The sequence below is a fragment of the Actinomycetes bacterium genome (assembly GCA_036000965.1).
GTDB lineage: Bacteria > Actinomycetota > CALGFH01 > CALGFH01 > CALGFH01 > DASYUT01.
Genome location: DASYUT010000265.1, coordinates 60736 through 87492, shown reverse-complemented (window position 1 = coordinate 87492; position 26757 = coordinate 60736). Strand labels below are relative to the sequence as shown.

General features: G+C 72.3%; 23 protein-coding genes. 20 read left to right on the top strand and 3 right to left on the bottom strand.

The genetic code is table 11. The features are described from left to right. Positions 1 to 19 precede the first annotated feature (19 nt). The gene (locus VG276_23395; GenBank protein ID HEV8652255.1) at positions 20 to 640 is read right to left on the bottom strand and encodes an urea carboxylase-associated family protein; all 621 of its coding nucleotides are present in this window, start codon (positions 638 to 640) and stop codon (positions 20 to 22) included. Between the two features lie 74 nt (positions 641 to 714). Between VG276_23395 and VG276_23390 the strand changes: the two genes are divergently transcribed. The 12 genes from VG276_23390 (at position 715) to VG276_23335 (ending at position 14622) form a co-directional block, all read left to right on the top strand. Continuing rightward, complete coding sequence (locus tag VG276_23390) at positions 715 to 1731, top strand: arginase family protein (GenBank protein ID HEV8652254.1); 1017 nt, start codon at positions 715 to 717, stop codon at positions 1729 to 1731. Positions 1732 to 1740: 9 nt separating this feature from the next. Beyond that, complete coding sequence (locus VG276_23385) at positions 1741 to 2691, top strand: amidohydrolase family protein (GenBank protein HEV8652253.1); 951 nt, start codon at positions 1741 to 1743, stop codon at positions 2689 to 2691. Positions 2692 to 2859: 168 nt separating this feature from the next. Continuing rightward, positions 2860 to 3318, top strand: coding sequence for a nucleoside deaminase (locus VG276_23380; GenBank protein ID HEV8652252.1), 459 nt, complete (start codon positions 2860 to 2862; stop codon positions 3316 to 3318). A 149-nt stretch (positions 3319 to 3467) separates the two neighbouring features. Next, on the top strand, positions 3468 to 4352 hold the full coding sequence (locus tag VG276_23375) for an LLM class flavin-dependent oxidoreductase (protein HEV8652251.1): 885 nt from the start codon (positions 3468 to 3470) through the stop codon (positions 4350 to 4352). Positions 4353 to 4726: 374 nt separating this feature from the next. Then, positions 4727 to 6412 carry an ABC transporter substrate-binding protein gene (locus VG276_23370; protein ID HEV8652250.1) on the top strand — a complete coding sequence of 562 codons (1686 nt, stop codon included), beginning with the start codon at positions 4727 to 4729 and terminating at the stop codon, positions 6410 to 6412. A 152-nt stretch (positions 6413 to 6564) separates the two neighbouring features. Beyond that, positions 6565 to 7518 (top strand): ABC transporter permease, encoded by a 954-nt coding sequence (locus VG276_23365; GenBank protein ID HEV8652249.1) that lies wholly within the window; start codon positions 6565 to 6567, stop codon positions 7516 to 7518. Between the two features lie 19 nt (positions 7519 to 7537). Then, positions 7538 to 8428, top strand: a complete 891-nt coding sequence (locus VG276_23360) for an ABC transporter permease (protein HEV8652248.1) — start codon at positions 7538 to 7540, stop codon at positions 8426 to 8428. A 32-nt stretch (positions 8429 to 8460) separates the two neighbouring features. Then, positions 8461 to 10623, top strand: a complete 2163-nt coding sequence (locus tag VG276_23355) for an ABC transporter ATP-binding protein (GenBank protein ID HEV8652247.1) — start codon at positions 8461 to 8463, stop codon at positions 10621 to 10623. Beyond that, complete coding sequence (locus VG276_23350) at positions 10620 to 11792, top strand: alcohol dehydrogenase catalytic domain-containing protein (protein HEV8652246.1); 1173 nt, start codon at positions 10620 to 10622, stop codon at positions 11790 to 11792. Before VG276_23355 ends, VG276_23350 begins: the two co-directional genes overlap by 4 nt. A gap of 19 nt (positions 11793 to 11811) precedes the next feature. Beyond that, on the top strand, positions 11812 to 12333 hold the full coding sequence (locus VG276_23345) for a formaldehyde-activating enzyme (protein ID HEV8652245.1): 522 nt from the start codon (positions 11812 to 11814) through the stop codon (positions 12331 to 12333). Positions 12334 to 12351: 18 nt separating this feature from the next. Next, a complete protein-coding gene (locus tag VG276_23340; protein ID HEV8652244.1) occupies positions 12352 to 13458 on the top strand; it encodes a mandelate racemase/muconate lactonizing enzyme family protein in 1107 nt (368 codons plus the stop codon). Positions 13459 to 13467: 9 nt separating this feature from the next. Further along, complete coding sequence (locus VG276_23335) at positions 13468 to 14622, top strand: alcohol dehydrogenase catalytic domain-containing protein (GenBank protein HEV8652243.1); 1155 nt, start codon at positions 13468 to 13470, stop codon at positions 14620 to 14622. A 234-nt stretch (positions 14623 to 14856) separates the two neighbouring features. On the opposite strand, the gene VG276_23330 is transcribed toward VG276_23335, so the two are convergent. Next, positions 14857 to 15885, bottom strand: a complete 1029-nt coding sequence (locus VG276_23330; protein HEV8652242.1) for a LacI family DNA-binding transcriptional regulator — start codon at positions 15883 to 15885, stop codon at positions 14857 to 14859. Between the two features lie 271 nt (positions 15886 to 16156). On the opposite strand from VG276_23330, the gene VG276_23325 reads away from it, so the two are divergent. The 7 genes from VG276_23325 to VG276_23295 all read left to right on the top strand — a co-directional run bounded on the left by VG276_23325 (position 16157) and on the right by VG276_23295 (position 24523). After that, positions 16157 to 17056, top strand: coding sequence for an amidohydrolase (locus tag VG276_23325; GenBank protein HEV8652241.1), 900 nt, complete (start codon positions 16157 to 16159; stop codon positions 17054 to 17056). After that, entirely contained in the window at positions 17053 to 17550 is a 498-nt protein-coding gene (locus tag VG276_23320) for a cysteine dioxygenase family protein (GenBank protein HEV8652240.1), read from the top strand. The genes VG276_23325 and VG276_23320 overlap by 4 nt, the downstream gene beginning before the upstream one ends. A gap of 178 nt (positions 17551 to 17728) precedes the next feature. After that, on the top strand, positions 17729 to 20206 hold the full coding sequence (locus VG276_23315) for an aromatic amino acid lyase (protein ID HEV8652239.1): 2478 nt from the start codon (positions 17729 to 17731) through the stop codon (positions 20204 to 20206). A gap of 95 nt (positions 20207 to 20301) precedes the next feature. Next, the gene (locus tag VG276_23310; GenBank protein ID HEV8652238.1) at positions 20302 to 21543 is read left to right on the top strand and encodes an ABC transporter ATP-binding protein; all 1242 of its coding nucleotides are present in this window, start codon (positions 20302 to 20304) and stop codon (positions 21541 to 21543) included. A 25-nt stretch (positions 21544 to 21568) separates the two neighbouring features. Continuing rightward, positions 21569 to 22762 (top strand): ABC transporter substrate-binding protein, encoded by a 1194-nt coding sequence (locus VG276_23305; GenBank protein ID HEV8652237.1) that lies wholly within the window; start codon positions 21569 to 21571, stop codon positions 22760 to 22762. Between the two features lie 94 nt (positions 22763 to 22856). Then, positions 22857 to 23702, top strand: coding sequence for an ABC transporter permease (locus VG276_23300; GenBank protein ID HEV8652236.1), 846 nt, complete (start codon positions 22857 to 22859; stop codon positions 23700 to 23702). After that, positions 23702 to 24523: an ABC transporter permease gene (locus VG276_23295; protein HEV8652235.1), complete on the top strand. Its 822-nt coding sequence runs from the start codon at positions 23702 to 23704 to the stop codon at positions 24521 to 24523. The genes VG276_23300 and VG276_23295 overlap by 1 nt, the downstream gene beginning before the upstream one ends. Positions 24524 to 24764: 241 nt before the next feature. Here the strand turns inward: VG276_23295 and VG276_23290 are convergent, their stop codons facing one another. After that, a complete protein-coding gene (locus VG276_23290) occupies positions 24765 to 25571 on the bottom strand; it encodes a sugar phosphate isomerase/epimerase family protein (GenBank protein HEV8652234.1) in 807 nt (268 codons plus the stop codon). A gap of 105 nt (positions 25572 to 25676) precedes the next feature. Between VG276_23290 and VG276_23285 the strand changes: the two genes are divergently transcribed. Further along, a complete protein-coding gene (locus VG276_23285; GenBank protein HEV8652233.1) occupies positions 25677 to 26738 on the top strand; it encodes a zinc-binding dehydrogenase in 1062 nt (353 codons plus the stop codon). The last annotated feature ends 19 nt before the right edge of the window (positions 26739 to 26757 follow it).

Here is a 26757-nt window from a genome sequence, read left to right as displayed (position 1 = left end):
GCCCCGGGCAGGCTCGAGACTACGAGCTTCCCGGAGTCGGGAGCCGCTGGAGGAGCTCGATGCCGATGGGCGTTGGCCGGTAGTGGTTGATCTCGTTGCGGTCCTGCGGGCACGCGGACGCCACGACGACGCAGTCGAGCGCGGCGCGCAGGACGACACCGTCCCCGGCCTTGGTGGGCGCCGAGCTCCAGGTGAAGGAGCCGTCCGGCTCGACCCGCACGGCCATGAACAAGTTGATCGGCTGGGGCACCTCGATCCGGTCGTGGCCGAGCCCGGCCATCACCCGCTGGAGGTTCTCCTGGCAGGACGGATGCCACCCGTCCACGCCGAGGAGCCGGTACCGGACAGGATCGCAGGCCGCGCACAGCATGTCGTGCACCCCGGGGGAGTCGTCCTCCTCGAACCAGAGGACCGGGCGGCGCCGGTTCGTGACGAACGCCTCGCCCACCCGCGGGAACAGCCGGTTCACCGAGACCCTGGTGTGCTCGGCGCTGGCGTACTCCCCGACGTCGTCGGCGGCGAACGCGAACAGGTCCACGACCTGTCCGCCCTCGACGTCGACCACGCGGAACCGCCCGCCGGAGGCCACGTGGACCACCCGGGCCTCGCCGGCCGGTACCAGGACGAACTCGTTCCTCATGGGCTCCCCGGCCAGCGGCGGCGTCACGGCAGCATAGTCCACAGCGCGTCCACGTTCGGCAAGGAGGTCACAGGATGGAACTGGCTGACGGCGACGGCGGCCGGGCGAGCTTCCCGTTCGCCGGGATCCCCTCGTTCCTCGGGTCGGCCGTCTGCACCGACCTGGACAGCCTCGACGCCGACATCGCGGTCCTTGGCGTACCGACCGACGAAGGCTCGCCCTTCATGCCGGGGTCCCGGTTCGGTGCCCGCTCGATCCGGGAGCACTCGCTCCGGTTCGTCACCGACGGCCGCGGCTACTACGACCCCCAGGCCCGCCGGCGGTTCCTCGAGCGGGAGATGGCGGAGCAGCGGATCGTGGACGTGGGCGACGCTGACGTGCTCCCCACCAACGTGGTGGACACCTTCGCCAACATCACCGGGCTCACCCGCAAGGTGATCGAGCGCGGGGCCATGCCTGTGGCCCTGGGCGGTGACCACGCGATCACGTTCCCGGTGGTCCGGGCGTTCGAGGGAAAGGAGCCCTTCCACGTCGTCCACTTCGACGCGCACATCGACTACATGCCGTTCATCCACGGGCTGGAGTTCACCAACCAGCACGCGTTCCGGCACATCCGCCTGATGCCGAACGTGCGGTCCATCAACCAGGTAGGGATCCGGAGCATCCGCAACACGGAGACGATGCACGAGGACTCGCTCCACGACGGCAACCGGGTCGTGACCATGGAGGAGTTCCGGGATCGCCCCGTCGACTCGGTGCTGGACGGGATCCCCCAGGGGGCTCGGTGCTATGTCAGCGTCGACATCGACGTCCTCGACATGTCCCTCATCCCGGGCTGCGTCTCGGCGGAGCCGAATGGCATGAGCTACGCCGAGCTGCGGGACGCCATGTTCGCCGTGGCCGAGCGGACCGAGGTGATCGGCCTCGACCTCGTCGAGGTCAACCCCTTGCTCGACGTCCGCACGGGACTGACCTCGTACCTGGCCGCCCACGTCGTTGTGGAGTCCCTCGGCCGGATCTGCGACCAGCCCCGGTGGCGGGACGCCCGGGCCGAACGGCGTGCCGCGGCCAGGGCCGTCGGCGGCGCGTGAGGAGGCGAGATGGCGGACCCCCTCAGAGTCGACGTCCACATGCACCTGTATCCGTCCGCGGAGTCGGGAGACTGGTGGAAGGCCGGCTACGAGATCTGGGAGTACGGAGAGAAGCAGGGGGTCACGTTCAGCCGTTCCAGCGGGACGGTCGGCGACGCGCTCGTGGCCATGGATGAGGCCGGGTTCAGCCACGGCATCGCCGTGAACCTGTTGAGTGTGGACCTCTTCCGGGAAGAGGCGGTGGCGATGCTGCCGGAGGACCTCCAAGGCGAGGACCGGGCCGCGGCCGTGGCCGAGATCGAAACGACCATGGCCGAGCGGTTCCGCGCCGCCAACCGGTGGCTGGTCGACGCCCTTGCCCCGGTTCCCCAGCTCACCCCGTACGTCGGGGTGGACCCCTGGGCCTTGTCACCCGACGAGAACGTCGAGCATCTGCGAGACATGGCGAACCGGGGGGCCCACGGCATCAAGCTGCACCCGGTGGCGCAGCGGTTCGAGCCGAACGACCCGCGCATGCGCCCTGTCTACGACGTCTGCGAGGAGCTGGGCCTGGTGGTGCTGTCCCACACCGGGTCCGCCAAGGGCGGGGAACCGTTCGCCGAGCCCCAGGCGTTCGCCAGCGTGCTCGAACATCACCCCCGCCTCACCGTGGTCCTGGCCCATCTCGGCGGGGGGAGCTGGCGCCAGACGCTCGGCCTGGCCCGGGCATTCCCGAAGGTGGCATTCGACCTCTGCGAGATCGTCGAGTGGACCGGAGCGCCGAAGGCTCCGACGGACGAGGACCTGGCCCACATGATCAAGGAGATCGGCACCGAGCGGGTCATGTTCGGCACCGACTTCCCTTGGTACGACTTGGATCGGACGGTCGGGCTGGTCATGGAACTGCCGCTGCTCTCGACAGGCGAGAAGGAGCGGATCCTGGGAGCGAACGCCGCCGGCCTGCTCGACCTGCCGGTCTGAGGCTCGCGAGCCAACCGGGTAGGCTCCGTCGGGCCACCACCCCGACGGGCCACCACCCCGTCGGGCCACCACCCCGTCGGGCCACCACCCCGTCGGGCCACCATCCCGACGGGCCACCATCCCGACGGGCCACCACCCCGACGCACGGCGTCACCAAGGAGGCCGCTGATGGCGGGCGAAACGGGAGCAGTCGACCGCATGCTGGCAGTCGCCATCGAGGAAGCCAGGATCGGGCTGAGCGAGGGCGGCGTGCCGGTGGGCGGCGCCCTGTTCGCAGCGGACGGTCGGCTCCTGGGGCGGGGGCGCAACCGGAGAGTGCAGGAAGACGACCCCTCGATCCACGGTGAGACCGACGCCTTCCGGAAGGCTGGCCGGCAGCAGAGCTATCGCGGCACCACCATGGTGACAACCCTGGCCCCCTGCTGGTACTGCAGCGGCCTGATCCGGCAGTTCCGCATCCCCCGGGTCGTCGTCGGAGAGGACCGCCACTTCCGCGGCGGGGTCGATTGGCTCCGGGCGTCAGGCGTCGAGATCACCGTGGTCGACTCGCCTGAATGCGGGGATCTCATGGAACGGTTCATCCACGAGCATCCCGAGATCTGGAACGAGGACATCGGCGAGGGCTAGCCTCGAGCCCGCCCGCGGAGCTCGACGGCCAGCGGGCGACCGATGAGCGGCTGGGCCGGCTAGGCAGGAGGGCCCGCCCGACGTCCCGCTTCGACGACAATGCCGCCTGCCGGCCTCGTCACCACTGGGAGCCAGAGGAGGAACTGGACATGCAGATTGGCATCGGCCTCCCGAACACCGTCCTCGACGTCCCTGGAGAGCTGCTGCTCACCTGGGCCAGGCGCGCTCAGGACCGCGGGTTCTCCACGCTCGCGACGATCGACCGGGTCGCCTATCCCAGCTACGACTCGCTCACGGCCCTGGCCGCGGCGGCGGCGGTGAGCGACCGGATCGGCCTGCTGACCAACATCCTCCTCGAACCCGCCTACAGCCCGGTGCTGCTGGCCAAGGTGACGGCGAGCGTCGACCAGATCTCAGGCGGCCGCTTCACCCTCGGGCTGGGGGTGGGAGCGCGGGCCGACGACTTCCAGCTGACCGGCCGGTCGTTCTCCGACCGCGGCAAGCGGTTCGATGCCGACCTGGAACTGCTCCACCGGGCCTGGGCGGGCGAGCCGGTCCCCGGGAGCCAGTTCCCGGTCGCCCCGCCGACCACGAGGGGCCGCATCCCGCTGCTGATCGGCGGGCGGCCGGATCTGGCGGCGCCACGAGCGGTCCGGTGGCGCGCGGGCTACACCATCGGGGGGGCCTCGCCGGAGATGGCCGCCGGCGTGATCGGGGCCTTTCGGGCCGCGTGGGAGCAGGCCGGCGGCGACGGGCAGCCGCGGATCGTCGTCCTGTCCTATTTCTCGCTGGGTGAGGAGCACACCGAGGAGTCGGTCCGCAACCTGCGCACCTACTACGGGTTCGCCGGTGAGTGGGCGGAGGGGATCGCCATGGGCGCACCCCGCACACCGGCCGCGGTCCGGGAGCGGGCCGCGGCCTTCGAGGAGCTCGGCGTGGACGAGCTGGTCTTCGACCCCACCGTCGCCGATGTCGACCAGGTGGATCGGCTCGCCGACGTGGTCGGGTCGGACGCCACCGCGGCATCGGCCTGACTCGAGCGGGCGCCTCGATGACCTGGAGCGTCGGTCAAGCATCCCGTTTCGGGGTGATTGCGTGGCCCCGGGCGGCGCGCAAGGTCCAGGGCTGTCTGCAGGGTCCGGCGCTGCGTGCGGCGCCGGCTCCATGAGCGACGCGCCAGGGGGCTGACGGGCTTCCCCTGCATCCTGGAAAGGGGCATCCTATGCGTCGGCAGGGCGAGTCTCCCCAGGCACGAGGAAGATCCCGTTCCGCGAGGACGGCGTCTCAAGGAGAGAGAGGGGCTCTCCCTGGCAGGAAAGCTCCGCAGGAAGCAGGCACGCAGAGCCTGCCCGCGGCCGAGCGACCGAGGAGCGGAGCCGTCGTGCGGCTCCGGGTCCGGAGGTGTGCGATGGAGGAGTTGCAGCGCCGGGTCGACGAGGTTCGGGCCCGCCGGACCGAGCTCGACAACCACCTGATCGACGAGCTGGTCGCCGGCAGGATCTCGCGGCGGGAGTTCATCCGGCGTGGGACGGTGCTCGGGATGTCGATGGGAGTGCTCGGCTTCCTGGCTGCGGCCTGCGGGGGGTCGTCGACGCCTGGGACCACCGGGAGCAGCGCCACCGGGGCCGTCAAGAAGGGCGGCACGATGACCGTCGGGATCATCGCCCCCTCGGCGGCCGTCAACCCCCTCACGGTGGCCGACGAGGGGGGGCTGGCCGTGCTCGGGCAGGCCGGCGAGTACCTCACCTGGTCGGACGAGAAGCTCAACCTGCAGCCCGTCCTCGCGGAGAGCTGGTCGCCCAACGCCGACGGCTCGGTGTGGACCTTCAAGATCCGCCAGGGCGTGACCTTCAACAACGGCCAGCCGCTGAAGGCCGAGGACGTTGCAAAGACCTTCAAGACCCACTCCGACCCCAAGGGGGGCTCGAGCGCGCTCTCGGCGTTCGCCGGGGTGCTGAAGCCGGCCGGGGTCCAGGTGGTCGACGACCAGACGGTGGCCTTCCACCTCGACGCCCCGAACGGGAACTTCCCCTACCTGGTGAGCTCGGACAACTACAACACGATCATCCTGCCGGCCAACTACGACTACGGCGGCAAGTACGAGACCTCGTTCGTCGGGACGGGCCCCTGGAAGATGACGAGCTTCAAGACCGGGTCGGAGGTGGCCTACGCGAAGAACCCCAGCTACTGGCAGGCGGGGTCGCCCATCCTGGACACCGTCACGCTCAAGTTCTACGCCGACGAGCAGCCGCGCGTGCTCGCACTGCAGAGCAAGCAGCTCGACGTGGTGAGCCAGTTCTCCGCCTCCACCGGCCAGCCCCTGTTCAACAACCCCAACGTCAAGGTCCTGGAGCTGCGCTCGGCCGCGCACCGGCAGGTGCACATGCGCACCGACAAGGAGCCCTTCACCGACAAGCGGGTGCGGCAGGCCATCGCCCTGCTGCTGGACCGCCCGGCGCTGGTCCAGGGGTTGCTGAGCGGCAAGGGCGACATGGGCAACGACTCGCCGTTCGCCCCTGTCTTCCCCTCGACCGACACGTCCGTCGCGCAGCGCGCGAAGGACGTCGACAAGGCCAAGCAGCTGCTCGCCGACGCGGGGAAGTCCAGCTTCACGGTGACGCTCGCGACCTGGAACGGCTACGAGATCCCGCTGCTCGCGCAGACGATCAAGCAGGCGGTGCAGCAGGTCGGCGGCACGATCAACCTCAGCGTGACCAACCCGAGCACCTACTACGGGTCGGCGGTGTTCGGGAAGTCGCCCTGGCTCGACTCGACCATGGGGATCACCGACTACGGCCACCGCGGCGTGCCCAACGTGTTCCTCAGCGCCCCGCTCACCTCGAGCGGCCCGTGGAACTCGGCGCACTTCCACAACAAGGACTACGACGCGCTGGTCAAGCAGTACGTGGCCGCGGTCGAGGTGCAGGCGCAGAAGGCCGCTGCGGCAAAGATCGAGCAGCTGCTGCTGGATGAGTCGCCGGTCCTCTTCCCGTACTTCCACTTCCACATGAGCGCGACGCAGACCAACATCGCCGGGGTGGAGCCAACGGCCATGGGCCACATCCGGCTCACCAAGGCAGGGCAACTGGCCTAGGGCCTGTCCGATGGATTCGCCGAGTACCCCGACCATGGCACAGGCGCTCTTGGGGGGCCGTGGGGGGAGCGAGCTCCCCCCACATCGAACGAGGACTACCGGTAGATGAGTTCCCAGCGACAGCCATCAGACAGGAACGAGTGAGGTAAGGCATGGGCCGGTTCGTCCTCCGGCGCGTCGGGCTTGCGGTGCTGACGCTCTGGCTGCTCGCGACCATCGTCTTCGTCGGGATGCAGGTGCTCCCCGGTGACGTCGGCCGCCGCATCCTGGGGCCCTTCGCCGCACCCGAGGCCGTCGCCGCTCTGAACCAGCGGCTGGGGACGGACCGGCCCATCGCGGTGCAGTACTGGGACTGGCTGTCCGGCGCGGTGCGTGGTGACCTGGGCGAGTCGCTCTCTTTCCAGGTCCCCGTGTCCTCGCTGCTCGGGTCGGCGCTGCTCAACTCGCTCAAGCTCGCGCTCGTGGCGTTCGTGCTGGTGGTGCCGCTCGGCATCCTCGGCGGGATCGCGGCCGGGCTCTCCCACGGCCGGGCGGTGGACCGCGTCGTGACGGTGGGCGGCCTGTCCGCCACCGTGGTGCCCGAGTTCGTCTGGAGCATCGTGGTCATCCTGGTGTTCGCCGTGCAGCTGCAGTGGCTCCCGGTCACCGCCCAGGCCCCCAGGGGAAGCGGGCCCGGCACGCAGCTGCGCTACCTCCTCCTGCCCGCGATCCCGTTGGTGTTCGTGCTGTTCGGCTACATCGCCCGGATCACCCGTGCGGGCATGATCGAGGCGCTGGACGCCGACTACACCCGCACCGCGGTGCTCAAGGGGATCTCGCAGCGGACCGTGATCTTCCGCCACGTGCTCCGCAACGCGCTGCTGCCGACGATCGCGGTGGTCGCCACCCAGACCGGCTACCTCATCGGCGGGCTGGTGGTGATCGAGGTCATCTTCAACTACCAGGGGATCGGACAGCTGACCTTCCTGGCCGCCACGAAGAAGGACTTCCCCCTGCTGCAGGGCACGGTGATGGTGATGGGGATCGTGTACCTGCTGACCACGCTGCTCGCCGACATCGGCTACTCGCTGCTCAACCCGCGCATCCGCTACGGGGGCACGGAATGAGCGTCCATAGGGGTGTGGAATGAGCGTCGGCGAACAGGTCTCGGCCGAGCTCGACAGCGTCCGCGGCAGGCAGGGGCGGCGGGCCGTCCGCGGGGAGCGCTGGCGCGTGCTGCGCCGCTCGCCCACCTTCCTGGTGGGGGCGGTGGTCGTCGGGTTCTGGGTCGTGTGCGCGGTCTTCGGCAGCCTGATCGAGACGCACGACCCCTTCGCGGTCAACGTGCTCCACCGGCTCGCCCGGCCGTCGTCGAGCAACTGGTTCGGGACCGACGAGCTCGGCCGGGACGTGTTCTCGCGGGTCATCGCGGGCGCGCGGGGCATCCTCGTCGTCGCCCCGCTCGCGACCGCGATCGGCACGGTCGCCGGGACCGCCATCGGGCTCGTGACGGGCTACTACCGCGGCGCAGTCGACGACATCCTCATGCGCGTGGTCGACGCCGTCCTCGCGCTGCCGGCGGTGGTCGTCGGGCTGCTCGCGCTGGTGGCGCTCGGCCCGTCGAACGTCACGGTGATCGTGGTGATCGGGCTCGTGTTCACCCCGATCATCGCCCGCACCGTGCGGGCCGCGGTGCTCGCCGAACGCGAGCTCGAGTACGTGCAGGCGGCCAAGCTCCGCAACGAGCGCGCGCCCTACGTCATGTTCGTGGAGATCCTGCCCAACGTGACCGCGCCGATCCTGGTGGAGTTCACGGTGCGGCTCGGCTATGCGATCTTTCTGATCGCCACGCTGTCGTTCCTGGGGTTCGGCATCCAGCCGCCCGCGCCGGACTGGGGGGTCACGATCTTCAACGACTACGGGTTCCTCCCGGGCGGCATCTGGTGGCCGACGCTGTTCCCGGCCATCGCCATCGCCAGCCTGGTCGTCGGCGTGAACCTCGTCTCCGACGCGCTCACCCAGGTGTTCGAACGGTGAGCGCCGCTGCGCCGCTCGAGCCCGGTGCCACCGTGCCCGCGGCCGTCCCGGCCCTCGAGGTGTCGGACTTCAGGCTCGCCTACCGCGTGCGGGGCAGGGACCGGGAGGCTGTCCGCGGCGTCAGCTTCGAGGTGGCCCGCGGCGAGTCCTACGGGCTGGTCGGCGAGTCCGGCTGCGGCAAGTCCACGGTCGCCTTCGCCGCCATGCGCTACCTGCCCCGCAACGCGCGGGTGACGTCGGGCGAGATCCGCATCGACGGCGCCGACCTGTTCCGCATGGACGAGGAGGGGCTCAGGCGGCTGCGCTCCCATACCGTCTCGATGGTCTACCAGAACCCCGGGACCGCCCTGAACCCCTCGATCCGGGTTGGCGACCAGGTGGCCGAGTCCTTCCGGGTCCTGGGCACGGCCAAGGACGAGACGCACCAGCGTGCCCGCGCGATGCTCCAGAAGGTCCAGATCTCCGACCCCGTTGGCGTGATGCGCCGCTACCCCCACCAGCTCTCCGGCGGCATGCAGCAGCGGGTGGTCATCGCGATGGCGCTGGCGGCCAACCCCTCGCTGCTGATCCTCGACGAGCCCACCACCGGGCTCGACGCGACGGTGGAGGCGGAGGTGCTCGACCTGGTGGCGGCGCTGCGGCGCGAGTACCAGACGAGCGTGCTGTTCATCAGCCACAACCTCGGCGTGATCGCGCGCATGTGCGACCGCATCGGGGTCCTGTACGCCGGACGGCTGGTGGAGGAGGGTGCGACCAGCACGCTGCTCGGCGACCCGCGCCACCCCTACACCGTGGGCCTGCTGCGAGCCGTCCCCAAGTGGGGCGACAGCAAGGACCGGGGCGTGCTCGACACCATCCCCGGGTTCCCCCCGCCCATCGGGGCGGTGATCCCGGGGTGTGTGTTCGCCGACCGCTGCGGGCTGGCCGAGGAGCGCTGCCGCCAGGAGGAGCCGGCCCTCTACGAGACGGGCGCCGGCCACCAGAGCCGCTGCTTCTTCCACGAGCGAGCCCAGGAGCTCCCGGTCTCGGTCGAGCGGGAGGTGCCCGCCGGCGCGCGGGGCCCTGGCGGCGATGGTCCGCCCTCGGCGGCGCGGGAGGCCCCCGCCGGCGCGCGGGGCCCGGGCGGGGACGGTCGGCCGGACGCCGGGGCACCGGCTGCGGCAGGGCCGGTCGTGCGGCTGGACCACCTGTCCAAGACGTTCCACCAGGAGGGGCGCGAGGTGCAGGCGCTCACCGACATCTCGCTCGCGATCCGGCGCGGGGAGGTGCTCGGCCTCGTGGGCGAGTCGGGCAGCGGCAAGACCACCCTGGCACGGTCGCTGCTCGGGCTCACCGGACCCGACAAGGGCTCGGTCGTCGAGCTGGACGACGCGCCGCTGGATCCCAGGATCGTGCACCGCTCGCCGGAGCAGGTGCGCGAGATCCAGATCGTGTTCCAGAACCCCGACTCCTCGCTCAACCGCCGGCACTCGGTGCACCGGATCATCGGCCGGGCGCTGGCCAAGCTCCTGGGGCTGCGCGGCGACGAGCGCGAGCGGCGCATCATGGAGCTGACGCGCTCGGTCCGGCTCGACCGGCCCGCGCTCGACGCCAAGCCGGCACAGCTCTCGGGGGGCCTCAAGCAGCGTGTGGCCATCGCCCGTGCGTTCGCCGGGGAGCCCCGTGTGGTGGTGTGCGACGAGCCCACCTCCGCGCTCGACGTCTCGGTGCAGGCCGCGATCCTCAACCTGCTGGTGGACCTGCAGCGCGACGAGGGCGTCACCTACCTGTTCATCTCCCACGACCTGGGCGTGGTGCGCTTCGTCGCCGACCGGATCGCGGTGCTGTACCTCGGGCGCCTGATGGAGGTGGGCCCGGCCGACGTCGTGTTCCGGGGGCCCCACCACCCCTACACCGAGGCGCTCTTGTCGGCGGCGCCGATCCTGGCCACCGGCCACGGCCAGGAGCAGGGCCGCGGCGGGACTCGCGAGCGCATCCGGCTCTCCGGCGAGATCCCGAGCGCCGCCTCCCCGCCCTCGGGCTGCGTGTTCCACACGCGCTGCCCCCGCAAGCTGGGCCCGATCTGCGAGCAGAGCGAGCCCCTGCTGGCCGAGGTCGAGCCCGGCCACCTCATACGCTGCCACATCCCCATCGAGGAGCTGCGGCGCCTGCAGCTGGGCGCGACAGGGAGCGTGACGGCCGAGCCCGGGCCGTGACGACGGTCCTCGCCGTCGTGCTGCCCGAGACCGGCGCCAGGCTCGAAGTGACCGAGGTCGAGCTCGCCCCGCCCGGGCCGGGCGAGGTGCTCGTGCGGCTCCACGCCAGCGGCGTGTGCCACTCCGACCTCAACGCCATCGACGGCACCGCGCCCACACGCTGCCCTGTCGTGCTGGGGCATGAGGGCGCCGGGGTGGTGGAGCAGGCGGGGCCGGGCGTGGCGCTCCGTCCCGGCCAGCCGGTGGCGCTCTCCTGGATCCCGTGGTGCGGGCGCTGCGAGGAGTGCCTGCGGGGCCTCGCCCACCTGTGCCGCACGGCCTGGGGGGCCATGGGCCACGGCGGCCTGCTCGACGGCACGCCGCGCCTGTCGCGCCAGGGCGAGCCCGTCTACCACTACTCGCTGCTGTCGACTTTCGCCGAGCGCGCGGTAGTGGCCGAGCGCTCGTGCGTGCCGGTCGACGCGGACGTACCGCTGGAGGTGGCGGCGCTCGTCGGGTGCGCGGTCGCGACCGGCGTCGGGGCGGTCTGGAACACCGCGGGCGTGCGCCCGGGCGAGCGCGTCGCCGTGCTCGGCTGCGGCGGAGTGGGGCTGTCCGCCATCCTCGGCGCGGTCGCGGCCGGCGCCGCACCGGTGCTGGCCGTCGACGTCTCGCCCGAGAAGCTCGAGGCGGCCCTGGCGCTGGGCGCGACCGACGCCGTGCGCTGGGCCGGCGACCCTGAGGCGACCGCCGAGGCGGTGCGCGCGGCGAGCGGCGGCGGGGTGGACTACGCGGTCGAGGCCAGCGGCCGGCCCGAGGTGGCCGAGGCGGCGTTCCTGTCGACGCGCGCGCGCGGCGCCGCGGTCCTGGTGGGGATCCCGCGCGCCGACGCCGAGCTGCGCCTGCCCGCGCTCTCGGTCCCCCGGATGGAACGCCGGGTGCTCGGCAGCGCGTACGGCTCGACGCAGCCGGCGCGGGACTTCCCCACGATCCTCGGGCTGTACCGCTCGGGGCGCCTCCCGCTCGACCGCCTGATCTCACACCGCTTGCCGCTCGAGGAGGTCGAGGCAGCGTTCGCGCTGCTACGCTCGGGCGGGGCGCGCCGGGTCCTGCTCGAGCCCCGGCGGCGGCAGCGACGCCGGCGGCGGCGGCCGGCCGGCGGCGCAGGCACTCCGGTGAAGGAGGCATGACCCCGGTGAAGGAGGCGTGATGGGCACCGACCCCGTGGACGGGCGCATCGGCGAGGGCTGGGCCGGCGAGGACCCCAACGGCAGCCACGTCAACGTCGTCGCGGCCCGTCGCGGCTCGGCCACGGGCGCCGCGGTGGCGGCCGCGCTCGCTTCGCCGCGCCCCGGGCACCTGCCGTTCATCGCCTGCCTCGAGCGTGGGGCGATGGTGCGCCCCACCACCGTGGTCGTGAACAAGGCGCCGCTCGAGGACCAGGCCCAGTCCCGGCTCGTCTGGGGCGCGGCCCAGCTCGGAATCGCCCAGGGCGTGCTCGACGCGGTCGCCGAGGGGATGGTCGACCCTGGTGACGCGGCCGAGCTGCTGCTGCTCGTCGCGGTCTGGATCGACCCCGCCGCCCACGACGAGACCGCGGTCCGCAAGGCCAGCCGCAGCGCCACCTTCCGCGCGCTCGCCGACGCGCTGCGGCCTCCCTCTGCAGAGGAGGTCACCGCGCTGGCGGCGCGCCGCGAGGCCGCGAGCACGCCCTTCTACGGGGGCGACTGAGGGTGGGGGTGACTGAGGGTGCGCATCGCGGCCGTCGAGACCCGCCGCTACCGCGCGCGGCTCGAGCCGGCGTTCCGGGCCGCCTGGGACCCGGCGCCCCGCGCGGCGCTCGACGCCACCATCGTGGTGGTGCGCGCCGACGACGGGCTCGCCGGCTACGCGAGCGGCGGCCACCTGCCCGACGCCCGCCAGCTCGAGGCGCTGCTGGTCGGCGTGGACCCGCGGCGGACCGAGCGCGTCCTCGAGCTGTGCGAGACCGTGGACTTCCACGGCGGTCGCCCGTGGACCGTTGAGGTGGCCGTCTGGGACCTGGTCGGGCGGGCGCTCGGCCTGCCGCTGTGGCAGCTGCTCGGGGGGCGCTCGGAGCGGCTGGTGGCCTATGCGTCCACCGGCGAGCTGGTGGAGCCCGAGGAGCGGGTGCGTCGGGTCAAGGAGCTGCAGCAGCGAGGCATCCGCGCGGTGAAGCTGCGCTTCCACCACGACTGGCGGCGCGACCTCGAGGTGGTGGAGGCGGTGCGCGACGCGCTCGGCTCCCAGGTGGAGCTGATGGTCGACGCCAACCAGGGATGGCGCATGGCCGGCGACGTCACGCCCCGGTGGGACGTGCCGACGGCCGCGCAGTGCGCGGCCCAGCTCGAGCGGCTGGGCGTCTACTGGCTCGAGGAGCCGCTGCGGACCGACGACGTCGACGGCTACAGGGCGCTGCGACACCGCACGTCGATGCGGCTCGCGGCCGGCGAGATGGTCCGGCACCTCCACGAGGCGCGCGACCTCGTGCTGCGCGGCGGGGTCGACGTCGTCCAGCCCGACGCCGTGCTCGCCGGCGGGATCGCCGGGTGCCGGCGGATCGCCGCCCTGGCGAGCCTGTGCGGCAGGATGTTCTCGCCGCACACCTGGAGCAACGGTCTCGGGCTGGTGGCCAACCTCCACCTTGCGCTCGCGGTCTCGACCTGCCCGTACGTCGAGGTGCCGCTCGACCCACCGCTGTGGTCCGCGGAGCGCCGCGACTGGCTGCTGCCCGAGCCGGTCGAGGTCGCCGCCGACGGCACGATCGCGCCCCCGCCCGGTGCCGGCCTCGGCGTCACCCCCGACCTCGAGGCCCTCGAGCCCTACCGGGTCGGCTGAGGTCCGGTGGTGGCGCACGAGACCCGCACGGTGCGGGCAGCGGTGCTGCACGAGGCCCGGAGGCCCCTCGTGGTCGAGGAGGTCCGGCTGGAACCGCCGCGCGCCGGCGAGGTGCTCGTGCGCGTCGCGGCGGCCGGGGTCTGCCACTCCGACCTGCACCTCGCCGAGGGGCACCTCGGGGATGGGCGCTGGCCGACCGTGCTCGGCCACGAGGGCTCGGGCGTGGTCGAGGAGGTGGGCGCGGGAGTCGGTCATGTGGCGCCCGGTGACCCGGTGGCGTTCTGCTTCGTGCCGAGCTGCGGCACCTGCCCTGAGTGCCTGGCGGGACGGCGCAACTTGTGCCGGACGGCGGCCGGCCGGTCCTGGGCGGGGACCCTGCTCGACGGGACCTCGCGCCTGTCGCTCCTTGACGGCCGGCCACTCAAGCACTTCAACTTCGTCTCGTGCTTCGCCGAGCGCAGCGTGGTCCCGGCTGGTTCGGCCGTCCCGATCCCGCCGGTCCTGCCGCTGTGGCAGGCGGCCGTGATCGGCTGCGGTGTGGTGACCGGCGTCGGCGCGGTGCGTCACGCCGCGCGCGTGGAGCCCGGCGAGAGCGTGGCGGTGGTGGGCTGCGGGGGCGTCGGCCTGCAGGTCGTCGCGGGCGCGCGCCTGGCCCGGGCCGACCCCATTGTCGCCGTCGACCGCGACCCCGCCAAGCTCGAGCGTGCGCTGGCGGCCGGGGCGACGCACGTGCTGGACTCGGTGCGCGACGACCCGGTCGCGGCGACGCTCGGGCTCACGAGCGTCGGCGTCGACCACGCGTTCGAGGTGGTCGGGCAGCCCGAAACGGTCCGGCTGGCCTGGGACCTGCTCCGACCTGGCGCCACCGCGGTGGTGGTGGGGATCGTGCCCAAGGGGGTGGAGGTGGCGGTCCCGGGGATCGAGCTGCTCGCCGAGAAGGGCCTCAAGGGCTCCTACTACGGGTCCGGGGATCCGGCCGCGGACGTCGCCGAGCTCGCGCGCCTGGCGGCCGACGGGCTGCTCGACCTCGCCACGGGGGTCTCCGACCTCACCGACCTCGACGGCCTCGAGGCGGCGTTCGACCGCCTCCGCCGGGGCGACGGGGCGGCGCGCACGGTCGCGATCCTCGATCCGGTGCTCGCCGGCGCGGTGCCCGCGTCGTGACCTGGTCTCGTCCCCGGTCGGGAACCGCGGCGGGTCGGGTGCGACGGCTGGTCGGGTGCGACGGCCAGTCCGGTGCGGCGGCCAGTCCGGTGCGGCGGCTGGTCGGGTGCGGCGGCTGGTCGGGTGCGGCGGCCAGTCCGGTGCGGCGGCTGGTCGGGTGCGGCGGCTGGTCGGGTGCGGCGGCTGGTCAGGAGCGGCCGCCGGGAGCGGCGGCCGGTCAGGAACGACAGCTGGTCAGGAGCGGCGGCGTGGTCCGGGTCGAGGGGGCGCGCCGGTGGACCCTCGCAGGTGCAGCACGGGTGTCTTGACGACCCGGCGCCGGCGCGGCCTGCCGTTGATGGCGGCGACCACGAGCTGGACCGCCGTGCGGATGATCCCCTCGCGGTCCCAGTCGAAGGTCGTCAGGGGCGGGGACAGCAGGCACGACACCGGGTGGTTGTCGTACCCGGTGATCGACAGGTCGGCGGGGATCCGCAGGGAGAGGTCCCGGGCTGCCGCATACCCGCCGTAGGCGATCGAGTCGGAGAAGCAGAACAGCGCGGTGGGCCGGCTGTTTGCGGAGAGCACCTTCCTGGCCACCTTGGTGGCCTCGGCGAGGGAGTGGGGCGCGGTCCGCACGGCGACGTCGAGACCGAGCCGCCGCGCCTCGGCCAGCACGTAGGTGTCTGCCGGGCGGTCCGGGGTGCTGGGCTGGGTCGAGGTCAGCACCGCGATGCGCCGGTGCCCGAGCTGGTGCAGGTGCTCCAGCGCCAGCGTCACGCCCGCCCGGTTGTCGAACAGCACCTCGCCGGTCGGTCGCGCGCCCTGCAGGGAGTCCCCGATGGCCACCACGGGCAGGGTCTCGGCGAGGTCCGCCCAGAGCGGCGCGGAGGGGTCCAGCGGGGACAGGATGAGACCGTCGACGCTCTGGTCGCGCAGTTGCAGCGCCAGGGCCTGCTCGCGCTCCGGGTCGCCCCCCGCGTCCACGATGAGCGCGTACAGGTCGCGGGCCAGCAGTTCGCGCCCGATGCCGACGCTCACCTGCTGCTGCCACAGGTCCTCCAGCGAGCCCGAGATCACCCCCACCATGCTCGTGCGGCCGCTCGCCAGCGCGCGGGCGATCGGGTGTGCCTCGTAGCCCAGCTCGGTGGCCACCCGCCGGACACGCTCCTCGGTCTCCTTGGAGACGTGGCTTCCGCGCAGGGCGTAGGAGACAGCCGCGGCCGACAACCCGACGGCCTCGGCGACCTGCTGGATCGTGACTCGCTTGCGTGGCCGCGACATGGACACAGGCTACCTGAGACGACCGGTCGCGACCCGGAAGGATTCCTGTCCCGCTGCGGTCCGGTCCGGCCGGAGGCCACCTGTCCCCGCTGCGGCCCGGTCTGGCCGGAGGCCACCTGTCCCCGCTGCGGCGTGGTCCGGCCAGGGGCCCACCTGCCGCGAGCCGCCAGCCGGCCTCCGGCGGCTTGACGCCGCCGTGGTTAAGCGCTTCACTTAATCGATTCACTGAATCGCTTAACCTCACTGCATCGCTCAACCTCGAGGCGGTCGCATGCGCGTCGACGTCCATCAGCACCTCTGGCCCGACGCGCTCGTCGACGCGTTGCGGAGCCGTCGGCACGCGCCGAGGATGGTCGGCTGGACCCTCGTCCTGGACGGCCAGCCAGACTTCGCCGTCGATCCTGCCGACCATGACGTCGCCTGCCGCCAGGCCCAGGCGAGCGAGGACGGGCTCGACCTCGTCCTCGTATCCCTGTCCAGCCCGCTCGGCATCGAATGGCTTCCGCCAGAGGAGGCGCTGCCGCTGCTGGACACCTACCACGACGGCGTGCTCGCGCTGCCCACGCCGTTCCTGTCCTGGGCTTCGGTGTGCCTGAGCGAGATCGACCCCGCCCAGGCCGGCAAGGAACTGGGCCGCGGCTGCGTCGGGCTGCAGCTCCCCGCGACCGCGGTGCTCGACGCGCAGGGGTACGAGCGGTGCGCCTCGCTGCTCGACCTGCTCGAGACCCACGGCCGCCCGCTCTTCGTCCACCCGGGCGCCGCCCCGCTGGCAGCGCGCCGAGCCCCAGCCTGGTGGCCCGCGCTGGTGCCGTACGTGCAGCAGATGCATGCCGCCTGGTTCGCCTTCCGGGCCTTCGGTCGGCCACGCCATCCGCGGCTGCGGGTCTGCTTCGCGATGCTCGCCGGCCTCGCTCCCCTGCATGGCGAGCGCCTGCGGGCGCGCGGCGGCGACCGGGGCACGGTGGACCCGGAGGTCTTCGTCGAGAGCTCCTCCTATGGCACGCGTGCGGTCGATGCCATGGTCCGCGTCCTCGGCGTCGACGCCGTCGTGCTCGGCTCGGACCGGCCGTACGCGCTCCCCAGCGACCCCGGCCTTGGCGCGGCGGCCGCGCACGCCATCCGCACCACGAATCCGACCCGGTTTCTCGACCTCCAAGGAGCCATGGGATGACCTGGGAGACACTGCCCGCCCGAGTCCTCGACAAGCACGAGCTCCGAGCGCTCGTCGACGACCTGGCGGCTCGCCCTGAGCTTTGGAGCGAGCACGTCGCGTTCTCCGACGAGAAGCGCCACTACGTCTCCCTGCACCGTGACGAGCACGTGGACGTGTGGCTGCTCTGCTGGACCTGGACCAGTGATACCGGGTGGCACGACCACGACATCTCCTCGGGGGCGGTCCGCGTCGTGCGAGGCGCCGTCATCGAGTGCAACCCACGGCTCGGCAGCGAGCACGTGGTCACCGTGGTGCCCGAGGGGCAGTCGTTCTGCTTCGGGCCCGACCACATCCACCGGATGAGCGGCGAGCGCGAGGGCGGCGTGACCATCCACGCCTACTCGCCACCGCTCTGGCGGCTCGGGCAGTACGCGTTCGGCGCCGACGGCGTCATGCGCCGCGTCTCGGTCAGCTACGCCGAGGAGCTGCGGCCGCTCGACCCGGCGGCCTGACCGGCGGTCCGCCGGCATCGGCGTGGTCGGGCACGCCTCGGGGAGGCCCGGAGGCGTCCGGCACGCTCGGCGCAGCCTCGAGGGGTCCGGCACGGCTCGGCGGAGGCCCCGAGGCGCAAGAATATCTGGCACGGTGGCGACGTCCCCGTTCCCTGACCCTCGACAGCACGGAGGAAGGATGGCCATCACCCTGCTGCCACCTGGCCGGGAGGCGGGCACCTTCCTCGATGCTCCGGCGCACCACGACCCGTCTACCGTGGCCACCGGCTTCGCGGTGGTCGGAGCGCCCTGCGGAGCACCGTCCGACGCGCACGGGACCAGGTCCGACGCACACGGGGCTGCATCGGATGCACACGTGGCCAGGTCTGACGCACACGGGGCTGCATCGGACGCTCACGGGGCCGGGTCGGACGCACACGTGGCCGGGTCGGACGCTCACGGGGCCGGGTCCGACGCCTGCGACGCCCCAGCGGTGCTCCGACGACGCTCGCAGCGGTTCGCGGGGTTGCTCTCGCACGACGCCGGCGACGTCCTCGACGGCGGCCCCGTGTCGCTCGTGGACTGCGGCGACGTCCCTGCCGACCCGCGTGACCCGGCCCTCCAGCGGGAAGGCACGACCCGGGTGGTCCATGCGCTCGTCGAACGCGACGTCGTGCCGATCGTGCTCGGCGGCGACGGCTCCATCCCACAGTGCGTGCTCCAAGCCTACGAGGGCTCGGGGCCACCCCATGTCGTCCAGATCGAGGCGCATCGGGACGCCCGGGACGCCCGGGACGCCCGGGACGCCGGCACGCTGCTGGTCGACGCCGTCGACGTGCGGATGCACGGCGTGGACTGGCTGCTGGGCCGGCTTCCGGAAGGCGGGCGGTTCCTCGTCACCCTGGACGTGGACGGCCTCGACCCGTCGATCGCGCCAGGGACGAGCCGCCCACGCCAGGGCGGCCTGCTCTTCCACGAGGCAGCCGCCCTGCTGCGCGGCCTCTCGGCGCGCGGCAGGGTCGTCGGCGTCTGCGTCGTCGGCCTCCTCCCCTCGCTGGACGTCGGCCAGACGACGTCCGACACGGTGATCCGGCTACTGCTCCACCTCATGCACGCGGCCAAGCGGAGGGTCCCCATGCCGACGCGGCAGGGCGTCCTGGACGAGGCCGGTCCCAGCACGGCTCCCGTGCTGCTCGACGGCGAGAGCCTTCGGATCGACGACGTGGAACGCATCGCCAGCGGCACGGCCACAGTCGAGGTCCCGCAAGCGGCGTGGCAGCGGATCGCCCGGGGGCGAGCCGTGGTCGAGCAGCTCGTGGACCAGCGCGTGCGGGCGTACGGCACCACGACAGGGGTGGGCTCCCAGAAGGACTACATGATCGAGACGGAGCGGCTGCAGGAGTTCAACCGGCAGCTGCTCTACGCACACGCCACGCGCTCGCCCGGGCCCGTGGCGCCGGCGGAGCTCGTGCGCGCCTGCATGGCGATCCAGGTGAACCTCTTTGCCAGCGGGCGCTCCGGGGTCCGGCCCGCGCTGGTCGAATGGTTGCTGGCCAACCTGCGCGACGACCGCTTGCCAGCAGTCGACCTCGGCAGCTCGGTGGGCGCCTCGGACCTCGTGGCGCTCGCGCAGCTGGCGCTGCCCCTGGTCGGTGGCGGCACGCTGCTCGCGGGCGACGGGCGCGGGCCGGAGCAGCCGCCGGCCGCGCCCGCTTCCCCCGCACCGAAGGAGGCGCTGGCCCTCGTCAACAACAACAGCCTCACCCTCGGTCGCGGCGCGCTCGTCCTGGCAGAGGCGCGCAGGCTCCTCATCGCCATGGACATCGCCGCGGCGCTGGCGCTGGAGGGCTTCCGCGGCAACCCGCAGGCATGGAGCGCCGTCGTCGACCAGGCCCACCCCCAGCCCGGCCACCGGTGGGCGGGGGAACGGCTCCGCCGGCTGCTTGCGGGCAGTCGCCTGTGGCGACCCGGCGAACCGCGGTTCCTCCAGGACCCGCTCAGCTTCCGCTGCGTCCCCCAGGTGAGCGGCGCGGGCCGGGAGACCCTCGCCTGGACCTGGCAGACCTGGGAGCGGGAGCTCAACGCGACGGTCGACAACCCCCTGGTCGACTTGGCAACCGGCGAGCTGGTGTCTCACGGCAACCCGGAGACGACGCTGCTCGCCATCACCATGGACGCGCTCAGGCTGGCGCTGGCCAAGGCGCTTCGGGCGAGCGCGGAACGAACCCACAAGCTGCACTGGTCGAGCTTCAGCGGCCTTCCCATGGGACTGGCCGCCGAGGCGGGCGCCTCGGGCGGAGCCCAGTTCCTCAACCTCAGCTACATCGTCGCCGCCCACGTCGCAACCTCGTCGATCGCGGCGATGCCGGTCACCCCCCACTACCACGGGCAGCTCGCGGAAGGGGTGGAGGATGTCGCCGGTCTCGCGCCCCATGCGCTGGCCGAGGCGGAGCGGCTGCTCCAGAGTGCATGGGTGGTCGTCGGGATCGAGGCGTTGGTGGCATCCTGGGCGGTGGCACGCCGCGGCCTGACCCCCGCCGACCTCGGAACGGCGCTCCGCCCCGCCCATCAGATGCTCCTCCCCCTCGTCCCGGCCGGGCAGGAGGGTGAGCAGCAGATCGATGTCGGCCCGGCTGTCGAGGCCCTGCAGTCGCTCGCTCGAACCTGGGCGGAGTGATGCTCTTGCTGGGTGCTTGCTCTCCCGTCATGCTTTGGCCTCAGCGGCTCGGCCTCGGTGGAAGGCCGCTGTCTGGCCTGCGGAAGAGGAGGGGGATGACAGGTCCTGACGAGGCTCCCTCCCAACTTGGATCCGGCCAGCTTGGATCCGGCCAGCTTGGATCCGGCCAGCCTGGATCCGGCCAGCCTGGATCCGGCCAGCCTGCATCCGGCCAGGGTGGGGGCGCCTGGGCGCTGGACACCCTCGGGCGGGCCAGGCGGCCGGGCGCGGACCAGCCCGGCGTCGACGGGCGGGCCCCAGCCGCGTCACCTGGCCAGGCGGCCGTCCGCCTCGCCGGGGTGGTCAAGCGGTTCGGCGACGTCGAGGCCGTGGCCGGGGTCGATCTGGAGGTCCGCGCTGGCGAGTTCTTCTCGCTGCTCGGCCCCTCCGGCTCCGGCAAGACCACCTGCCTGCGGCTGATCGCCGGCTTCGAGACGCCGACTGCGGGCCGGGTCCTGCTCCACGGTGAGGACGTCACCGACCGCCCGCCCTACGAGCGCGACGTCAATACCGTGTTCCAGGACTACGCCCTCTTCCCGCACATGAGCGTCGCCGGCAACGTGGCCTACGGGCTGCTGGTGAAGAAGGTGGCCAAGGCGGAGCGCACCGCGCGCGTGGCCGACGCACTGCGTCTGGTCCGGCTGGAGGGCTTCGGCGGCCGGCGGCCTTCCCAGCTGTCCGGCGGGCAGCGCCAGCGCGTGGCGCTGGCCAGGGCGCTGGTCAACCGGCCGAGTGTGCTGCTGCTCGACGAGCCCCTCGGCGCCCTGGACCGCAAGCTGCGCGAGGAGATGCAGCGCGAGCTGAAGGCGATCCAGCACGAGGTGGGGATCACGTTCGTGTTCGTCACCCACGACCAGGACGAGGCTCTCACGATGAGCGACCGCATCGCCGTCTTCAGCCAAGGCCGGATCGAGCAGATCGCCACGCCGGCCGAGCTGTACGAGCGACCGGGCAGCGCGTTCGTGGCCGGCTTTGTGGGCACGTCGAACCTCCTCGGGGGCGAGGCCGCGCGGGCGGTCACCGGCCGGGACGGCACCTTCACCGTCCGGCCCGAGAAGATCCGGATCACCGAGCTGGACGGGACGCCAGGCGCCGGCGAGAGCACCGCCACCGGAGTCGTCGCCGACGTCGCCTACCTCGGCTCGCAGACGCGCTTCGTGGTGCGCCTGGACGTGGGCGGCGAGCTGGTCGTGACCCAGCAGAACCTCGCCACCTCGTCGATGGAGGTGCTGGCCGCCAAGGGGCGGCCGGTCCGGCTGGTGTGGGACCGGCAGCACAACCTGCTGCTGCCGGAGTGACGGCCGCGACAGAAAGGTGGGGACCGTGGTACGTCGACGGACAGCCATCCTCGTCATCGGACTGCTCCTGCTGCTTGCCGCCTGCGGGGGCGATGGCGGCGGCAGCGGGGGCGGGGGTGGAGGGGACACCGGGGCGTCCAAGCCCACGGCCCTCGCCCAGCTCGGCCAGGGTGAGGGCCGGGTCGACCTGGTCGCGTGGGCCGGCTACGTGGAGGACGGCTCGACCGACCCGAAGGTGGACTGGGTGACGCCCTTCGAGAAGAAGACCGGCTGCAACGTCAACGTCACCGTTGGCAACACCTCCGACGAGATGGTCACGCTGATGAAGAGCGGCAAGTACGACGGCGTCTCCGCCTCCGGCGACGCGACCCTGCGGCTGATCGCCACGGGTGAGGTGAGCCCTGTCAACGTCGACCTTGTCCCCAGCTACAAGGAGGTGTTCGACGGGCTCAAGGACAAGCCGCACAACACCGTGGACGGCGTCAACTACGGCATCCCCCACGGCCGCGGCGCGAATCTGCTCATGTGGCGCTCGGACGTGGTCAAGCAGGCGCCGGACAGCTGGGGCGTGGTGTTCGACCCGAACTCCCCCTACAAGGGCAAGGTCACGGCCTACGACAGTCCGATCTACATCGCCGACGCCGCGCTGTACCTGAAGGCGACCAAGCCCGAGCTCGGCATCACCAACCCGTACGAGCTGGACGACCGGCAGCTCCAAGCCTCCGTCGACCTGCTCAAGGGGCAGCGGTCCGTCATCGGCGAGTACTGGTCGGACTACACCAAGGAGGTCGCCGCGTTCACCAACCGCAACTCGGTGGTCGGCACGACCTGGCAGGTGATCGCCAACCTGCTGGAGGCCGAGAAGGTGCCGGTCGGGGTCACCCTGCCCAAGGAGGGCGCCACGGGCTGGTCCGACACCTGGATGATCTCGTCCAAGGCCAAGCACCCCAACTGCATGTACCTGTGGATGGACTGGATCGTGTCCCCCAAGGCCAACGCACAGGTTGCCGAGTTCTTCGGCGAGGCGCCGGCCAACCGGTTGTCGTGCCAGGAGACGGCCGACAAGAACCACTGCAAGACGTTTCACGCCGACGACGAGGCCTACTTCAGCCGCGTGGCGTACTGGACCACGCCGGTGAAGAAGTGTGGCGACGACCGCGGCAGCGTGTGCAAGGACTACTCCGAGTGGGTCCGGGCATGGACGGAGATCAAGGGCTGACAGCCCCCTCCGGGCTGCCGGCGCCTGGGGCGCGGTGGTGACCACGGCCACCACCGCGCCTGCCGGGCGTGCCTCACCGGGGCTCGTGCGGCGCGTGGCGAGGCTGCTCCGCGGCCGCCGCCGGCTCCAGCTCGGTCTGCTGCTCGCCGGCCCGGTCGGCTGGCTGGTGATCGCCTACTTCGGCGCGCTCGCGGTCCTGCTGGCAGCCGCGTTCTGGCGGCTGGGCGACTTCGGCAACCTCGTCAAGGAGTTCGGCCTCGGCAACTTCCGGCAGCTCGTCCAGGAGCCGGTCTACCGGTCGATCACGCTGCGGACGGCCGCGATCGCCGCCGCAGTGACGCTGACCACCGCCGTGCTGGCGTTCCCGGTCGCCTTCACCATGGCCAAGGTGGCCACGCCGCGCGCGCGCCGGCTGCTGGTGGTCGCCGTGCTCATGCCCCTGTGGGCCAGCTATCTGGTCAAGGTGTACGCCTGGCGGATCATGCTGTCCGAGGACGGCGTGGTGAACTGGGTGCTGGAGCCGCTGGGGCTCCGGGGCCCGGGCTTCGGCAACGTCGCCACCTGGCTGGTGTTCAGCTACCTGTGGCTGCCGTACATGATCCTGCCGATCTACGCCGGCCTGGAGAGGATCCCGGACTCCCTGCTGGAGGCGTCGGGCGACCTCGGCGCTCCGACGACGACCACCTTCCGGCGGGTGATCCTGCCACTGGCGCTCCCCGCTGTGGCGGCCGGGTCGATCTTCACGTTCTCGCTGACGCTGGGCGACTACATCACGCCCCAGCTCGTCTCCAGCACCCAGTTCATCGGCAACGTCGTGTATGCCAACGTGGGCGTGGCGGGCAACCTGCCGCTCGCGGCGGCCTTCGCGACCGTGCCCATCCTCATCATGATCGTCTACCTGCTGATCGCCCGCAGGCTGGGAGCGTTCGAGAGCCTGTGATGATCCAGTCGCGCCTGGCCAGGGTCGCCCTGCGGGCCGGCAGCGCGTTCACGCTCGCCTTCCTGTACGCGCCGATCGTCGTGCTCACCGTGTACGCGTTCAACCGCTCGCGGGTGCAGCGCTGGCCGATCGACGGACTCTCCCTGGAGTGGTTCGGCCGGGCGCTGACCAACGCGGGCGCCCGCGCCGCGCTGCTCACCTCGGTGAGGGTCGGGCTGGGGGCGACGCTCATCGCCCTGGTCCTCGGCACCCTGGCCGCCTTCGCGGTGCAGCGCTACCGGTTCTTCGGCCGGGACACCGTCTCGTTCCTGGTGGTGATCCCCATCGCGCTGCCCGGGATCGTGACCGGCATGGCCCTCAACGCGACGTTCTCGGAGGCGCCGCTGCTGGGCGGCCTGCCGTTCGGCACCTTCACGATCATCGTTGGCCACGCGACGTTCTGCATCGTGATCGTGTTCAACAACGTGGTCGCCCGCCTGCGCCGCACCGCCCGCAACCTGGAGGAGGCGTCGCTCGATCTTGGTGCGGACCCCTGGCAGACCTTCCGCTTCGTGACCTTCCCAGCCGTTCGGACCGCGCTGCTGGCCGGCGCGCTGCTGGCCTTCGCTCTCAGCTTCGACGAGGTCATCGTGACCACGTTCACGGTGGGCGACGACCCCACGCTGCCCATCTGGATCCTGCGCAACTACTCGCGGCCGAACCAGGGACCCATCGTCAACGCGGTCGGCGTGATCGCGATCCTGTTGTCCGTCGTCCCCGTCTACCTCGCGCAGCGGCTGGCCGGGTCCGACAGCGTCCAGGGCGGCAAGGTGGCCCGCTGACCAGGTTCCCCGACCCACCCAGGTCGGCTGGCGTCAGGCTGAAGCCGACCAGGGCCGCCGAATCGACCGGCCCACCCGGCCGAGCAGGGGGAGCTCGACGAGCAGGGGGAGCTCGAGCGGGGGCTCCGCAAGGGGAACGCTGCGACGAGGCGGGCGAACGAGATGCTCGAGGCGGGCCGCACACCGGCTGAACCGGCATGCGGCCTCCGTGCGCGGCGCTGGCCAGCCGTGAAGCCCGCCCCTACAGGTAGCGCGCCAGAAACTGGGAGGTGGCCGGCAGTGCCTCCTCCGGGTCGCCGCGGAGGCGGCATTCGAGGGTCAGCCAGCCGTCGTAGCCGACGGTGCGCAGCGCATCGAGCACCGCGGCGAAGTCCAGGTGGCCCGTGCCGGGTTGGAGCCGGTTGGAGTCGTCGACGTGGACGTGGGCGAGCCGCGGGCCGGTGTCGACGATGGCCTTGGCAAGGTCGTCCTCCTCGATGTTCATGTGGAACAGGTCCGCGCACACCCGCACCGAGTCCAGCCCGAGCTCCCGCTCGACCTCCTCGGCGAGACTGACGGCCTGGTCGAGCCGGTTGACCATGTAGTCCTCGAAGCGGTTGAGCGGTTCGAGGGCCAGCCAGACGCCTTCGCGCGCGGCGTGCTCGCCCAGCACCGCCAGCGCGTCCAGCAGCACCTTGCGGTCCTCGCGCTGCGCGCGGGGTGGTACGAACGGCGGCAGCCGCAGGCTGAACATCCCCCAGCTGGCCGGGGTGAGGACCCCCTCGCCGCCGAGCTCGGCGATGACGCTGAGCTGCGAGCGGAGTTGCGCGACCGCGTCGCGCCGCTTGTCGGCGTCGAAGTCGCCGATGAAATGGTCGGTCTCCGGGCACACCGTCGCCATGACCACGCCGGCGCGCGCGGCGGCGCGGAACTCGGGCAGGCGCGCAGCGAACTGGCCGTCACCACGGGCGCGCAGCTCGATGCCGGCGAACCCGGCCCGGCGCGCGAAGTCGAACTTGGCCTCCAGGCTGGTGCCTGGCAGCAGCTGCTCCTGGCACGAAAGCTTCATGCTCACCAGACCCTCCCCGGGGCGGACGCTGGGCTGTGGTTGGCGGCTGCCGAGCCCGCTCGCGTCGTACGCTGAGCATAGTTCCTCGGAAGGAGCACACACCCGATGCCCCGCACGCTCGTCCTCGACGGCCCACGCCAGCTGCGGCTGTCCGAGCAGGCTTCCCGTCCGTTGCGGCCCGGCGAGATCCGGCTGCGCGCCCGCCTCAGCGCCATCAGCCACGGCACCGAGCTGAGCCTCTACCGCGGCACGTCGGCGTTCACCGACAAGGTCTTCGACCGGGGCCTGCGCGCCTTCGTCGCCCCGCCCGCCGGCACCGTGGCCACCTACCCGGTGACGCTCGGCTACGAGATGCTCGCCGAGGTCGTCGAGGCCGCCCCGGACGTCACCGAGGTGCGGGTCGGTGACCTGGTCCACACCGGCACCCCCCATCAGGAGGAGACGGTCCTGGACGTGGCGGCATCGCTGGCGGCCACCTACCCGCTGGTGCGGCTGCCCACGGCCGAGCGTCCCGAGCGGGCGCTGTTCATCAGCCTGGCCGCGGTGGCGCTGCAGGCCGTCCACGACGCCGAGATCAAGCTCGGCGACGCGGTCAGCGTCCACGGGCTGGGCGCGATCGGCCTGCTGGCGGTGCAGATGTGCACGCTGGAGGGCATCCAGAACGTCTTCGCGGTCGACCCCGACCCCCACCGGCGGCAGCTGGCCATGGACTTGGGCGCGACGCGGGTGCTCGACCCGACCGCCGACCCTCCGGTCGGCCTGCGGGTCCGGGAGCTCAACGGCGGCGCCGGCGTCGACGTCGCCATCGAGGTGTCGGGGTCGGACCGGGGGCTGCAGGGCGCGCTGGCCGCGGCCGGGCTGGGTGGCACGGTGGTCGCGGCCGGCTTCTACCAGGGCGGCGCGGCCAACGTGCGGCTCGGTGAGGAGTTCCACCACAACCGGCTGTCGCTGATCGCGTCCATCGGCGCCTGGGGTGCGCCCGACCGGCATGCGCCGCTGTGGCACCGGCGCCGGGTCATGGGCACCGCCACGCGGCTGCTGTACACCGACCAGGTCTCAGTCGACGGCCTGCTCGGCCGAGCGTTCACGTTCGAGGACGCGCCGGCGGCCTACCAGTGGATCGACCAGCACCCGCAAGCGGCCGTCAAGATCGCGCTGAGCTATTGACCGAAGGCATGTCTGATGC

Coding starts and splice junctions, on each gene's coding strand:
- VG276_23395 (HEV8652255.1), bottom strand. CDS start 640: ATGAGGAACGAGTTCGTCCTGGTACCGGCCGGCGAGGCCCGGGTGGTC.
- VG276_23390 (HEV8652254.1), top strand. CDS start 715: ATGGAACTGGCTGACGGCGACGGCGGCCGGGCGAGCTTCCCGTTCGCC.
- VG276_23385 (HEV8652253.1), top strand. CDS start 1,741: ATGGCGGACCCCCTCAGAGTCGACGTCCACATGCACCTGTATCCGTCC.
- VG276_23380 (HEV8652252.1), top strand. CDS start 2,860: ATGGCGGGCGAAACGGGAGCAGTCGACCGCATGCTGGCAGTCGCCATC.
- VG276_23375 (HEV8652251.1), top strand. CDS start 3,468: ATGCAGATTGGCATCGGCCTCCCGAACACCGTCCTCGACGTCCCTGGA.
- VG276_23370 (HEV8652250.1), top strand. CDS start 4,727: ATGGAGGAGTTGCAGCGCCGGGTCGACGAGGTTCGGGCCCGCCGGACC.
- VG276_23365 (HEV8652249.1), top strand. CDS start 6,565: ATGGGCCGGTTCGTCCTCCGGCGCGTCGGGCTTGCGGTGCTGACGCTC.
- VG276_23360 (HEV8652248.1), top strand. CDS start 7,538: ATGAGCGTCGGCGAACAGGTCTCGGCCGAGCTCGACAGCGTCCGCGGC.
- VG276_23345 (HEV8652245.1), top strand. CDS start 11,812: ATGGGCACCGACCCCGTGGACGGGCGCATCGGCGAGGGCTGGGCCGGC.
- VG276_23330 (HEV8652242.1), bottom strand. CDS start 15,885: ATGTCGCGGCCACGCAAGCGAGTCACGATCCAGCAGGTCGCCGAGGCC.
- VG276_23325 (HEV8652241.1), top strand. CDS start 16,157: ATGCGCGTCGACGTCCATCAGCACCTCTGGCCCGACGCGCTCGTCGAC.
- VG276_23320 (HEV8652240.1), top strand. CDS start 17,053: ATGACCTGGGAGACACTGCCCGCCCGAGTCCTCGACAAGCACGAGCTC.
- VG276_23315 (HEV8652239.1), top strand. CDS start 17,729: ATGGCCATCACCCTGCTGCCACCTGGCCGGGAGGCGGGCACCTTCCTC.
- VG276_23310 (HEV8652238.1), top strand. CDS start 20,302: ATGACAGGTCCTGACGAGGCTCCCTCCCAACTTGGATCCGGCCAGCTT.
- VG276_23295 (HEV8652235.1), top strand. CDS start 23,702: ATGATCCAGTCGCGCCTGGCCAGGGTCGCCCTGCGGGCCGGCAGCGCG.
- VG276_23290 (HEV8652234.1), bottom strand. CDS start 25,571: ATGAAGCTTTCGTGCCAGGAGCAGCTGCTGCCAGGCACCAGCCTGGAG.
- VG276_23285 (HEV8652233.1), top strand. CDS start 25,677: ATGCCCCGCACGCTCGTCCTCGACGGCCCACGCCAGCTGCGGCTGTCC.